Origin of the sequence: Xanthomonas sp. GPE 39, assembly GCF_000963005.1 — a bacterium.
GTDB lineage: Bacteria > Pseudomonadota > Gammaproteobacteria > Xanthomonadales > Xanthomonadaceae > Xanthomonas_A.
Map to the genome: position 1 here is coordinate 2,158,158 of NZ_JZHZ01000007.1, position 12,784 is coordinate 2,170,941.

Genomic DNA, 12,784 nt, shown 5'->3' on the forward strand with positions numbered 1-12,784 from the left:
GCGCCCATGCAACAACGCTATCGACCTCTACCGGACGTGATATGACGCGCTTTCCCAATCGCCGCCTGCTAGCCCTCGCACTCGCCGCCAGCCTCAGCCTGCCGGCCCTGGCCCAGGTCGCGGAGCCCTTCACCGCCAGCGACATCCGCGTCGACGGGCTGCAACGCATCTCCGCCGGTACCGTCTTCACCTATCTGCCGGTGGAGCGTGGCGACACGGTCAACGAGGCGAAGGTCGCCGAGGCGATCCGTGCGCTGTACCACACCGGCTTTTTCGAGGACGTGCGCGTTGATCGTCAGGGCAACATCCTGGTGGTCACGGTCAAGGAGCGTCCGGCGATCAATAAGCTGACCGTCACCGGCAACAAGGACATCAAGAGCGAGGAGCTGCTGAAGGGACTCTCCGACATCGGCCTGAGCGAGGGCGGCACCTTCGACCGGCTGAGTCTGGATCGCGTCACTCAGGAACTCACCCGCCAGTACAACAACCGCGGCAAGTACAACGTCCAGATCACCCCGACGGTGAGTCCGCTGGACCGCAACCGCGTGGATGTGGCAATCGCGATCAAGGAAGGCAAAGCGGCCAAGATCCGTCACGTCAACCTGATCGGCACCGAGAAATTCGCCAACAAGGACATCCTGGAAAACTGGGAGTCTCACGAACATAACTGGCTATCCTGGTACCGCCGCGACGACCAGTACTCCAAGGAAAAGCTGTCCGGCGACCTGGAAAAACTTAACTCCTGGTACCTGGACCGCGGCTACGTGGACTTCAACGTCGACTCCACCCAGGTCGCGATCAGCCCGAACAAGCGCGACATGTACCTGACCGCCGGCATCAGCGAAGGCGAGCAGTACAAGATCTCCGACATCAAGGTCACCGGCGACACCGTCCTGCCGCAGGAACAGATCGAGAAGCTGGTGATCCCCAAGGCCGGCGATACCTTCTCGCGCGCGCTGCTGGAATACAGCTCCGACGCCATCACCAACACCCTGAGCAACATCGGTTACGCCTTCGCCAAGGCCACCCCGATCCCGACCGTCGACCGCGAAAAGCGCACCGTGGCGATCAACCTGCAAGTGGTGCCGGGTCCGCGCGTGTTGGTGCGCCGCATCGTGTTCCGTGGCAACACACGCACCTCCGACGAAATCATGCGCCGCGAAATGCGCCAGTTCGAGGACACCTGGTATTCGCAGGCGGCGATCGACCGCTCCAAGATCCGCCTGCAACGACTGGGTTACTTCGAATCGGTCAACGTGGAAACGCCGCCGGTGCCGGGGAGCAACGATCAGGTCGACGTGGTCTACAACGTCAAGGAAACCACCTCCGGCAGCTTCACCTTCGGCGTGGGCTATTCGCAGACCTACGGCGTGACCACCTCGGTGCAACTGTCGCAGAACAACTTCCTCGGCGGCGGCAACCGCGTCGCGGTGGACGCCTCGCGCAGCAGCTACCAGCAGCGCTACGCGTTCTCCTACACCAACCCGTTCTTTACCGACGACGGTGTGTCGCTGGGCTACAACCTGTCCTGGCGCAAGCTGGATTACTCCAACTTCGGCACCGCACAGTACAACAGCACCAACGGCGCGGCGCAGACGATCTTCGGTATTCCGATCACCGAAACCGATACCGTGTCGCTGATGTTCGGCGTGGACAGCAACCAGATCACCGCCTACCCCGGTTTCACGCCGCAGGCCATCGTCGACTACATGGACGCGATCGGGACGCACACCTTCCACGCGTGGCGTACCGAACTGGGCTGGGCACGCGACACCCGCGATGAGTACTTTATGCCAACCCGTGGCATGTACCAGCGCATCGGCCTGGAAACCACCTTGCCCGGCTCCACCGTCGAATACTGGAAACTGAACTATCAAATCTCCAAGTATTGGCCGATCATTCCAGCGCTGGTGCTCAACACCCGCGCCGAGTTCGGCTACGGCGACAGCTATGGCAACGATGTCTCGCGCGACATCTGCGGCAGCGTGCAGGGCACCACCTATACGCCACAGCCGTGCAACGGCACCAACCTGATCCGCCACGTCACCGCCTCGGGCCTGCCGTTCTACGAGAACTTCTATGCCGGCGGCACCAACTCGGTGCGCGGCTTCCAGGACAACACTCTCGGCCCGCGCTCGGAGATGACCACGGCGTACCGGCGCGGCCAACCACTGGGCGGCTCGTTCAAGACCGTGGGTTCGGCGGAAATGTATTTCCCGAAGCTGTTCGACAGCCCATCGGCGCGCATCTCCGCCTTCGTCGACGTCGGCAACGTGTTCAACGGCGTGGACAACTTCAAGGCCAACGCGTTGCGCGCCTCCGCCGGTGTGGCCTTGTTGTGGCGCGCCCCGGTCGGCCCGATCTCGATCAGCTATGCGATCCCGCTGAAAAGGGAAGACAACGACGAAATCGAGCGTCTGCAGTTTACTTTCGGCGGACAGTTCTAAGTACAACCGAGCAGGTAAGGTAGGCTTCTACCTTACCTGCGAATGCTCTTACCTCAAAGACAAGCCATCAATCGATGCGACTTGCCTGCTTTCCTGATCATAATTAGACATGGCGCGCTTAATACCACGATCATTGAGATATTCCATTTTCTCCGGAACATATCCAACAGCACTATCTAGGCACCATTGCAAATTTATCTCACAACCTTCTATCGTAGTGACTGGGTGTGCAAGACAATTACTATAATAGTTATAGCATTCAGCCCGAGTCGTCGCGTTAACAGAAAAAACTGCAAACATACCACCCAAAGCCATAGCCGCATTCAAGATTTTCATACCCATACGCTTAACTCCAGAGTTGGGAAGGAATTACTAGCATATTAAAGTTCCAGAGATATAAAATCTGGACCTTAGACTAAGGCAAACCTGACGCACCTCAGCCTCAGTCAAATTCTTAACACGTACCAATAGGCAAGTCAACGCCCGCGCACCTTGCAATAAATAGTTGCCGCCCATCCGAATGAACTCGCAAATCAGTTTTTGAATCTCAACATTAGAATGGTCAAATGAACACCAAACGCTACCGCGCCGAAGAGATCGCCGAGCGCTTCTGCCTGCAGGTGCAGGGCGACGGCGATGTTGCGGTGCATGGCGTGGCCACGCTGGCGCGGGCCGGTGCCGGGCAGCTCAGTTTCCTGTCCAACCCGCGCTATCGCGCGCAACTGGCCGACAGCGCCGCGGCGATCGTGGTGCTGCGCGCCGACGATGCCGACGCAGCGCCCGGCACGGCGCTGATCGCGCGCGATCCGTATGTGGCCTTCGCCAAGATCGCGGCACTGTTCGAGACGCTGCCGGTGCGCCCGGCTGGTATCGACCCCAGTGCCAGCATCGACCCCAGCGCGCACATCGCGCCGAGCGCGCACATCGGCGCCTTCGTCAGCATCGGCGCGCGCAGCGTGGTTGGCGAGGGCTGCGTGATTGGCCCGGGCTGCGTGATCGGCGAAGACTGCGAAGTCGGCGCCGGCAGCGAACTGATTGCCCGCGTCACCCTGGTGACCCGAGTGCGCATAGGCCAGCGCGTGCGCGTGCATCCTGGCGCAGTCCTCGGGGCCGACGGATTTGGTCTGGCCATGGACGCCGGCCGCTGGATCAAGGTGCCGCAACTCGGTGGCGTGCGCATCGGCGACGACTGCGAAATCGGCGCCAACACCTGCGTGGACCGCGGCGCACTGGAAGACACCACCCTCGAAGAAGACGTCCGCCTGGACAATCTGGTGCAGATCGCACACAACGTGCACATTGGCGCGCACAGCGCCATCGCCGGCTGCACCGGCATTGCCGGCAGCAGCAAGATCGGCCGCTACTGCATGCTCGGTGGCTCGGTCGGCGTGGTCGGCCACCTGGAGATCTGCGACAAGGTCGTGATCACCGGTAGGTCAGTCGTGCGTAATTCCATCCACACGCCGGGCGAGTATTCGTCCGGTACCCCGTTAACCGACAACCGCACGTGGCGCAAGAACGCCGCGCGCTTCAAACAGCTCGATGCCCTGGCCCGTCGCATCCTGTCTGTCAGCAAGGAGAATGCATGAGCCACGATCACACTCTGCCGAGCATCAACAGGATCATGGCGTTGATGCCGCACCGTTATCCGTTCCTGATGGTGGACAAGGTTATCTCGCTCGATTTCGAGAACCGCAAAATCGTCGCGCACAAGAACGTCACCATCAACGAACCGTTCTTCCAAGGCCACTTTCCCAACCTGCCGATCATGCCGGGCGTGATGATCATCGAAGCGATCGCCCAGGTCGGCGGCCTGCTGATCCAACTGATGGCAGGCCCCGACGTGGAGTCCACGCCATTCTTCATGGTCAAGGTCAACAATGTGCGCTTCAACACCCCGGTCGTACCCGGTGACGTGCTGGAGCTGCATGTGGAAATCAAACGCATCATCCGCAACATGGCGGTGTACTGCGGCGAAGCCAAGGTCAACGGCGAGGTCGTGGCCTACGCCGAAGTGATGTGCGCTCAAGCACAGTGATGTCCCCTGGCAGGAGATCTGCGATGAGTGCCAACGCTGCTGTGATCCATCCGTCTGCCATCATCGATCCGACGGCGACACTGGCCGCCGACGTACAGGTCGGCGCTTTCACCGTGATCGGTGCGGAGGTGGAGATCGGCCCAGGCTGCGTGATCGGCTCGCATTGCAGCATCCTCGGCCCGACCCGCATCGGCCGCGACAACCGCCTGATCGGCCACGTCGCGCTCGGCGGTGAGCCACAGGACAAGAAGTTCGTCGGCGAGCGCACCGAACTGGTGATCGGCGAGCGCAATGTGATCCGCGAGTTCGTCACCATCAGCCGTGGCACCGGCAGCGGCGGCGGCATTACCCGCATCGGCAGCGACAACTGGTTTTTGGCCTACACCCACATCGCCCACGATTGCATCGTCGGCAATCATTGCGTGTTCTCCAACAACACCACGCTCGCCGGGCATGTGGAAATCGGTGACCATGTCATCATCAGCGGCTTCGCGGGCGCGCACCAATTCTGCCGCGTCGGCGATCACGCCTTCCTTGGCATGGGTGCGCTGATCAACGGCGACGTGCCACCGTTCATCATGGTCGGCGGCAATTCGCTCGGTCGTCCGCGCGGCATCAACAGCGAAGGTCTCAAACGTCGCGGTTTCGATGCCGAGCGCGTGGCCGCGATCAAACGCGCCTACCGCGCGCTATACGTGGCCGGGCTGCCCCTGGCCGAAGCCAAGCAGCAGTTGCTGACGCTGGCCGAAGGCAACGAGGACGTGCGCGCCATGCTGGAATTCATCGAATCCAGCGAACGGTCGTTGTTGCGATGAACGTCGATGCCGGGGCGCGGGACCTGGAACCCGGGCCCCGGATCGCCAGTTCCGAAGCCGCGCGACCGCGCCGCATTGCCCTGGTGGCGGGCGAAGCCTCTGGCGATCTCCTGGGTGCCGGGTTGATCGAGGCACTACGTGCGCGCTATCCGGATGCGCAGTTCGCCGGCGTCGGTGGCGATGCCATGCGACACGCCGGCTGCCACACCTGGTTCGATGCCAGCGAACTGTCCGTCATGGGGCTGCTGGAAGTACTGCGGCATCTGCCGCGCCTGCTGAAGCTGCGCCGCGCGCTGCGCGAACGCGTGCTGGACTGGCGCCCGGACGTGTTCGTCGGCATCGACGCACCCGACTTCAATCTCGGCATGGAGCGCTGGCTCAAGCAGCGTGGCATCCGCACCGCGCACTACGTCAGTCCGTCGGTCTGGGCGTGGCGCGAGCAGCGCGCAGCCAAGATCGGTGCCAGCGCCGAACGGGTGCTGTGCCTGTTCCCGATGGAGCCACCGATCTATGCCAGGCACGGCGTGGATGCGCGCTTCGTCGGCCACCCGATGGCCGATGCAATCGCCCTGCACAGCGAACGCGAGGCCGCCCGCGTCGAACTCGGTGTGCCGCCCAACGTCTCGGTGCTGGCCGTGCTACCAGGCAGCCGGTTGGGCGAAATCGGTCGGCTCGGCGACACCTTCTTCGCCGCCGCCGCGCAGGTGCTGCAGCAATTACCGGGCATGCACGTGCTGGTGCCGGCGGCCAATCCAGCCTGCAAGGCACTGCTCGCCGAACAAGTGGCACGTTCGGCCTTGCCCACAGCTTCACTGCATGTACTGGATGGACAGGCGCGCACCGCGCTGATCGCTGCCGACGCCGTGCTGCTGGCGTCCGGCACCGCCACCCTGGAAGCCATGCTGGTGAAACGGCCGATGGTGGTCGGCTACAAGGTCTCGCCGCTGACCTACCGCATCGTCAAGGCGTTGGGACTGTTGAAAGTGGAGCGCTATGCCTTGCCCAACATTCTGGCCGGCCGGGACCTCGCCCCGGAACTGATGCAGGATGCCTGTACGCCGGACGCACTGGCCGCTGCGCTGCTGCGCTGGCTACGCAATCGGCAAGCGGTAGCAGCGCTGCAACCGGAGTACGAACGCCTGCACCGGCTGCTGCGCCAGGACGCATCTGCGCGGGCTGCGGATGTGGTGGCGGAGCTATTGCAAGGCTCCACCCCAGCTCCAGAACGCGCAACAGCAGACGCGGAACACCCCGCCTCGTGAACAGGCAAGCACACGAGCTGGCGCTTTTCCCCGAGCCGCCACCGACTCCCGACTCCCGACGATATGCCGGGGTCGACGAGGCCGGGCGCGGACCGCTGGCCGGGCCGGTCGCGGTCGCGGCGGTGGTGTTCGATCCGACCCGTCCCCGTATCAACGGACTGGACGACTCCAAGCAACTGACCGCCGCACGGCGCGAGACACTGTACCCACGCATCATCGAGCGCGCCCTGGCTTGGCATGTCGTGCTGATCGAAGCCGAAGAGATCGACCGCCTCAACATCTACCAGGCGACCATGCTCGGCATGCGCCGCGCGGTCGAAGGCGTGGCGCATGTCGCCGGCTTCGCCCGCATCGATGGCAACCGCGTGCCCAAGGGCTTGCCCTGCCCGGCCGAAGCGCTGGTCGGTGGTGACGCGCTTGATCGCGCCATCATGGCCGCCTCGATCATCGCCAAAGTCACCCGCGACCGGATCATGCAAGACCTGCATGCGCAACACCCGCATTACGGTTTCGACCTGCACAAAGGCTATGCGACGCCAGCGCATCTGGCCGCGTTGGCCGCGCATGGCCCCTGCCCACAGCACCGACGCAGCTTCGCGCCGGTGCGCAAAGCCCTGGAAGGCCGGGACGCAGGGCCGAGCATGCAGGGCTAGGTACGCAATACAGCGCGCGTCAACACACACGCAGCGGGTGCTGGCAACGACGCGAGACGATCCACGCCCACGTGAGACCTGTCCCGAATGCCAGCGCTTGCCCTGTCAAGCCTTGCCCCCTCCCGCCCCCGCCGCTACCCTGCCTGGGCATCGCTCTGGTTCCGCATGTCCACTTCTCGCTTCGCCCACCTGCACATCCACACCGAATTCTCGCTGGCGGATTCGACCATCCGTGTGCCCGAGAAACCGGATCAGGCCGACCCGAAGAAAGCCAAGCAAGCCAATCTGCTCAGCCGCGCGGTGGAACTGGATCTGCCTGCGCTGGCAGTCACCGATCTCAACAACCTGTTCGCGCTGGTCAAGTTCTACAAGGCCGCCGAGGGCGTGGGCATCAAGCCAATCGCCGGCGCCGACCTGCTGATCGCCGACGGTAACCAGGCACCATGGCGGCTGACCGTGCTGTGCCGCAACCGCGACGGCTACCTGAGCCTGTCGCGGCTGCTGACCCGTGCCTGGCTGGAAGGCCACCGCAGCGAAGGCGGCGTGGCGCTGCGCCCGGAGTGGCTGCAGCACGGCAGCGACAACCTGTTCGCGCTGGCCGGGCGCAACAGCCTGGCCGGACGTCTGGCCAGCGAAGGCCGCCACGATCTGGCCGAGCAACAACTGGCCGACTGGCAACGCATCTTCGGCGACGGCCTGCACCTGGAACTGACCCGCACCGGCCGCGACGGCGAGGAAGCGTTCAACCGATTCGCCGTGCATGCCGCCGGCGTGCGCGGCCTGCCCGTGGTGGCCAGCAACGATGTGCGCTTCCTGCATGCCAGCGACTTCGCCGCGCACGAAGCACGCGTGTGCATCTCTTCCGGCCGTGTGCTCGACGACCCCAAGCGCCCACGCGAGTACAGCGATCAGCAGTACCTTAAATCCGCCGAGGAGATGGCCGCGCTGTTCGCCGACATTCCCGACGCACTCGACAACACCCTGGCCCTGGCGCAACGCTGCAATCTGCAGATGCAGTTGGGCACCTACTTCCTGCCCGCCTACCCGGTACCGGACGAGGAGACCCTGGACAGTTGGATCCGCAGCCAGTCACGCGACGGTCTGGCCGCACGCCTGGAAAAGAACCCACTGGCCCCGGGCAAAACCCGTCAGGACTACGTGGAGCGGCTCGAATTCGAGTTAGACACCATCATCAAGATGGGCTTTCCCGGCTACTTCCTGATCGTGGCAGACTTCATCCAGTGGGGTAAGCAGCAGGGGATTCCGATCGGGCCAGGCCGCGGCTCCGGCGCCGGCTCGCTGGTGGCGTGGGCACTGCAGATCACCGACCTGGATCCGCTGCCGTACAACCTGCTGTTCGAGCGCTTCCTCAACCCCGAACGCGTGTCGATGCCCGACTTCGACATCGACTTCTGCATGGATCGCCGCGATGAGGTGATCGACTACGTTGCGCGCAAGTACGGGCGCGACCGAGTCAGCCAGATCATCACCTACGGCACCATGGCGGCAAAAGCCGTGGTACGCGACTGCGGCCGCGTACTCGGTTTCCCCTATGGCTTGGTCGATGGGGTGGCCAAGCTGATCCCCAACATCCTCGGCATCACCCTCACCGATGCGATGGGCGAAGGCAAGGACAGCGAAATGGCCGCGCCGGAGTTGATCCAGCGCTACCAGAGCGAGGAAGACGTCCGCGACCTGATGGACTTGGCGCGACAACTCGAAGACCTCACCCGCAACGCCGGCAAGCACGCTGGCGGCGTGGTGATCGCACCGACACCGCTGTCAGACTTCTGCCCGCTATTCGCCGAACACGACGTCGACAACCTGGGCAAGAATCCCGTCACCCAATTCGACAAGGACGACGTCGAACAGGTCGGCCTGGTCAAGTTCGACTTCCTCGGCCTGCGCACACTGACCATCATCGACTGGGCGGTGAAAGCGATCAACGTGCGCCACGCGCGCGCCGGTATCCCGCCGGTGGAAATCACCGCGATCCCGCTCGACGATGTACCGACCTACAAAGACATCTTCGCCTCGGGCAGCACCGGTGCGGTGTTCCAGTTCGAATCCTCGGGCATGCGCCGCTTGCTCAAGGATGCCAAGCCCGACCGCTTCGAGGATCTGATCGCGCTGGTGTCGCTGTACCGTCCCGGCCCGATGGACCTGATCCCCGACTTCAACGCGCGCAAGCACGGCCAGCAGGCGATCATCTACCCCGATCCACGCACCGAAGCCATCCTGAAAGACACCTACGGCATCATGGTGTACCAGGAGCAGGTCATGCAGATGGCGCAGATCGTCGGCGGCTACTCGCTGGGCGGCGCGGACCTGTTGCGCCGTGCGATGGGCAAAAAGGTGCCGGCCGAGATGGCCAAGCACCGCGAAATCTTCCGCGAAGGCGCATCCAAGGGCGGCGTCGGCGAAAGCAAGGCCGACGAAATCTTCGACCTGATGGAGAAGTTCGCCGGCTACGGTTTCAACAAATCGCACGCCGCCGCCTATGCACTGGTCAGCTATCAGACCGCCTGGCTGAAACGCCACTATCCGGCCGAATTCATGGCCGCGACGCTGTCCTCGGACATGGACAACACCGACAAAGTCGTGGGCTTCCTCGATGAGGTCCGCAACCTCGGATTGACCGTGCTGCCACCACGGATCAACGCCTCGGCCTACATGTTCGAAGCGGCCACACCCGACACCATCCAGTACGGACTGGGCGCGATCAAAGGCGTGGGTCGCGGTGCCTGCGAAGCCATCGTGGCCGAGCGCGAGCGCAGCGGCGCCTACGTCTCGCTGCTGGATTTCTGCACGCGCGTAGAATCGGCCAAGCTCAACAAGCGCACGCTGGAAGCGCTGATCCACGCAGGCGCGATGGACGGATTGGACAGCAACCGCGCCACATTGATGCTGCAATTACCCGAGGTGATGAAAGCCACCGAGCAGATGGCGCGCGAGCGCGCCTCCGGGCAAAACTCGCTATTTGGCAACGCCGACACCAGCGCACCGGCGCTGCACTTGAACCTGCCGGAAAGCAAAGAATGGCCGCTGGGCCAGTTGCTGGCCGGCGAGCGCGAGACGCTGGGGTTTTATCTCAGCGGGCATCCGTTCGATCCGTACCGCGACGAAGTCCGCGAACTGGTCGGCTGCGACCTCGGCGCACTGGAAAAAATCTGCGCGCAATCCAGCGGCGGACGCGGACGCAGCGGCGATGGCGATGGCGAAAAGCGCGCCTGGCGTCCGGAAGTCAGCGCGATCCTAGCCGGCCTGGTGGTCGGCGTGCGCCGCAAGGGCGATAGCCAGGTGTTCGTACAACTGGAAGATGGCCGTGGTCGCATCGAATGCAGCGCATTCTCCGATGCGCTCGCCGAGTTCGGCCACCTGCTCACCCGCGACCGGCTGCTGATCGTCAAGGGTGGCGTGCGCGAGGATGAATTCAACGGCGGCTATGCCATGCGCATCCGCCAATGCTGGGACTACGAACACATCTGCACCCACCATGCGCAGCGGCTGTCGTTGCGGCTGGATTTACGCCAACGCAGCGCCTGGCCGCGCATCGACGGCTTGCTCGCCCGCCACCGCCCGGGCAAGACGCCACTGCGTCTGGACCTGTTACTGCAATCGGCGCAAGGCAGCGTGGCCGGCATGCTCGACCTCAACGGCAATCATTCGGTCCGCGTGGACCCGCACCTGCTGGACGCGCTGCGTGGCGATCCGGCAGTGTGCGCGGTGAAAGTCAAATACACCCCGCCGTGGGCGAACTGATCCGCGCGGCGGCTGTCGCGTTGTCTCTATTGCCGCTTCGCGTGCACTTTCCAGTGACGCTGACACCAGCCCAACCACGCCACCGAACGGCCGCGTACGGGGTAATGCCCGGCATTCGGCTAAACTGCGCACATCACGTTCACCACCGCTTCCAATGAACCCGAACTACCTCGACTTCGAGCAACCCATCGCCGATCTGGAAGCCAAGATCCAGGAAATGCGTAGCGCCAGCAATGGCACAGCCGTCAACGTCGACACCGAAGTGCTGGCGCTGCAGGACAAACTGCGCGCACGCACCGCGCAGATCTTCCGCGATCTATCGCCCTGGCAGATCTCGCAGTTGGCGCGGCATCCGCAGCGCCCCTACACGCTGGACTATATCGACGTACTGTGCGATCAATTCCAGGAACTGGCCGGGGACCGCGCATTTGCCGACGACAAGGCCATCGTCGGCGGCATCGGTCGCATCGACGGTCGCTCCGTGGTCATCATCGGCCACCAAAAAGGACGCGACACCAAGAGCAAGATCGCGCGCAATTTCGGCATGCCGCGCCCGGAAGGCTATCGCAAGGCGCTGCGCCTGATGAAGCTGGCCGAGCGTTTCAAGCTGCCCTTGCTGACCTTCATCGACACCCCGGGCGCCTACCCCGGCATCGGTGCCGAAGAGCGCGGCCAGAGCGAAGCAATCGCACGCAACCTGCTGGAAATGGCCGAATTGAAGGTTCCGGTGATCTGCACCGTGATCGGCGAAGGCGGCTCCGGCGGCGCGCTGGCCATCGGTGTGGGCGACCGTACCTTGATGCTGCAGTACGGCACCTATTCGGTGATTTCGCCGGAAGGCTGCGCCTCGATCCTGTGGAAGGACGCCGGCAAGGCCAAGGATGCCGCCGAGCAACTGGGCCTGACCGCTAAACGGCTGTCCGCGCTCGGCCTGGTCGACAAGGTGATCCGCGAGCCGATCGGCGGCGCGCACCGCAATCCCATGCAGATGGGCAAGCGCCTGAAAGCCGTGTTGCTCAACGAGCTGGACGCCTTGGAACGGCAGCCAATCGCAAAACTGCTGCAAAAGCGCTACGAGCGCCTGCGCAGCTATGGCGCTTACGAGGCAGCCTGACCTTCCCAGCGCGCAGGGTTGCGCCGCATCGCGCCCTTGCCGATGCTGTCGACGCTCTTGCAATCGACCCGCTGCGTGCAGATCACGCGCAGCGATCGATCGCAGCACTGGATTTGATGACGCAAGACGGATGTGCGCATGGACATTTGCGTATACCCCGAGCGAATCGACCGCCAAGGTTTGCCTAGTGGTCGAGCTGACTCAAAACGGCTTCGCCAGCACCAACCAGATCACCACCAGCAACACCAACACCGGCACCTCGTTGAACAGCCGCAGCGCGCGCGAGGACGGCAGCGCCTGCTGCCCCACCCGCTTGAGCCAGCGTCCGGTGAACACATAGTAGGCCAGCATCAACGCCACCAAGCCCAGCTTGGCGTGCAACCAACCGCTGTGGTCTGGCACGACCATGGTCGGGAAATTTGGCAGCACCTTGTAGCCCAGCCAAAGCACCAATCCCAGCAACAACGCCAGACCGAACATGCTGTGGCCGAAACGGTACAAACGCCGCCCCATCAGTGCCAGCCGCTCCTGCACCTGCGGCTGACCCGTGCTCTCGGCCGCGTTGACCAGGATGCGCGGCAAGTAGAACACCGCCGCCATCCAGGCGATCACGAACAGCAGATGCAAGGACTTGATCCACAGATAGAGTTGCATGCGCTGGCTCCAGGTCGCTGGCGTAGGATGTCGTGCCAT

10 protein-coding genes are annotated in these 12,784 nt (G+C 63.5%); 8 read left to right on the plus strand and 2 right to left on the minus strand.

Features of this window, described 5'->3' with window-relative positions; translation table 11 throughout:
* Positions 1-41: 41 nt before the first annotated feature.
* On the plus strand, positions 42-2,447 hold the full coding sequence (gene bamA / locus XALGPE39_RS09115; RefSeq protein WP_045727913.1) for an outer membrane protein assembly factor BamA: 2,406 nt from the start codon (positions 42-44) through the stop codon (positions 2,445-2,447).
* Positions 2,448-2,495: 48 nt separating this feature from the next.
* Here bamA and XALGPE39_RS15650 read toward each other — a convergent pair whose 3' ends face one another.
* The gene (locus tag XALGPE39_RS15650; protein WP_152624864.1) at positions 2,496-2,789 is read right to left on the minus strand and encodes a hypothetical protein; all 294 of its coding nucleotides are present in this window, start codon (positions 2,787-2,789) and stop codon (positions 2,496-2,498) included.
* Between the two features lie 224 nt (positions 2,790-3,013).
* Here XALGPE39_RS15650 and lpxD point away from each other — a divergent pair, with 224 nt between their 5' ends.
* The 7 genes from lpxD to XALGPE39_RS09150 all read left to right on the plus strand — a co-directional run bounded on the left by lpxD (position 3,014) and on the right by XALGPE39_RS09150 (position 12,091).
* Positions 3,014-4,036 carry a UDP-3-O-(3-hydroxymyristoyl)glucosamine N-acyltransferase gene (gene lpxD / locus XALGPE39_RS09120; protein WP_045727914.1) on the plus strand — a complete coding sequence of 341 codons (1,023 nt, stop codon included), beginning with the start codon at positions 3,014-3,016 and terminating at the stop codon, positions 4,034-4,036.
* The gene (gene fabZ, locus XALGPE39_RS09125; protein WP_045727915.1) at positions 4,033-4,485 is read left to right on the plus strand and encodes a 3-hydroxyacyl-ACP dehydratase FabZ; all 453 of its coding nucleotides are present in this window, start codon (positions 4,033-4,035) and stop codon (positions 4,483-4,485) included. The genes lpxD and fabZ overlap by 4 nt, the downstream gene beginning before the upstream one ends.
* 23 nt (positions 4,486-4,508) lie before the next feature.
* On the plus strand, positions 4,509-5,300 hold the full coding sequence (lpxA, locus tag XALGPE39_RS09130) for an acyl-ACP--UDP-N-acetylglucosamine O-acyltransferase (RefSeq protein WP_045727916.1): 792 nt from the start codon (positions 4,509-4,511) through the stop codon (positions 5,298-5,300).
* Entirely contained in the window at positions 5,297-6,562 is a 1,266-nt protein-coding gene (gene lpxB / locus XALGPE39_RS09135) for a lipid-A-disaccharide synthase (protein WP_082061870.1), read from the plus strand. The genes lpxA and lpxB overlap by 4 nt, the downstream gene beginning before the upstream one ends.
* Positions 6,559-7,215 carry a ribonuclease HII gene (locus XALGPE39_RS09140; protein ID WP_045727917.1) on the plus strand — a complete coding sequence of 219 codons (657 nt, stop codon included), beginning with the start codon at positions 6,559-6,561 and terminating at the stop codon, positions 7,213-7,215. Before lpxB ends, XALGPE39_RS09140 begins: the two co-directional genes overlap by 4 nt.
* Before the next feature lie 165 nt (positions 7,216-7,380).
* Positions 7,381-10,977 (plus strand): DNA polymerase III subunit alpha, encoded by a 3,597-nt coding sequence (gene dnaE / locus XALGPE39_RS09145; protein WP_045727918.1) that lies wholly within the window; start codon positions 7,381-7,383, stop codon positions 10,975-10,977.
* A gap of 154 nt (positions 10,978-11,131) precedes the next feature.
* A complete protein-coding gene (locus XALGPE39_RS09150; RefSeq protein ID WP_045727919.1) occupies positions 11,132-12,091 on the plus strand; it encodes an acetyl-CoA carboxylase carboxyltransferase subunit alpha in 960 nt (319 codons plus the stop codon).
* A 201-nt stretch (positions 12,092-12,292) separates the two neighbouring features.
* Here the strand turns inward: XALGPE39_RS09150 and XALGPE39_RS09155 are convergent, their stop codons facing one another.
* Complete coding sequence (locus tag XALGPE39_RS09155; protein WP_045727920.1) at positions 12,293-12,745, minus strand: CopD family protein; 453 nt, start codon at positions 12,743-12,745, stop codon at positions 12,293-12,295.
* Between the last annotated feature and the right edge of the window lie 39 nt (positions 12,746-12,784).

Coding starts and splice junctions, on each gene's coding strand:
- lpxA (WP_045727916.1), top strand. CDS start 4,509: ATGAGTGCCAACGCTGCTGTGATCCATCCGTCTGCCATCATCGATCCG.
- lpxD (WP_045727914.1), top strand. CDS start 3,014: ATGAACACCAAACGCTACCGCGCCGAAGAGATCGCCGAGCGCTTCTGC.
- XALGPE39_RS15650 (WP_152624864.1), bottom strand. CDS start 2,789: ATGGGTATGAAAATCTTGAATGCGGCTATGGCTTTGGGTGGTATGTTT.
- XALGPE39_RS09155 (WP_045727920.1), bottom strand. CDS start 12,745: ATGCAACTCTATCTGTGGATCAAGTCCTTGCATCTGCTGTTCGTGATC.
- dnaE (WP_045727918.1), top strand. CDS start 7,381: ATGTCCACTTCTCGCTTCGCCCACCTGCACATCCACACCGAATTCTCG.
- fabZ (WP_045727915.1), top strand. CDS start 4,033: ATGAGCCACGATCACACTCTGCCGAGCATCAACAGGATCATGGCGTTG.
- XALGPE39_RS09150 (WP_045727919.1), top strand. CDS start 11,132: ATGAACCCGAACTACCTCGACTTCGAGCAACCCATCGCCGATCTGGAA.
- bamA (WP_045727913.1), top strand. CDS start 42: ATGACGCGCTTTCCCAATCGCCGCCTGCTAGCCCTCGCACTCGCCGCC.
- lpxB (WP_082061870.1), top strand. CDS start 5,297: ATGAACGTCGATGCCGGGGCGCGGGACCTGGAACCCGGGCCCCGGATC.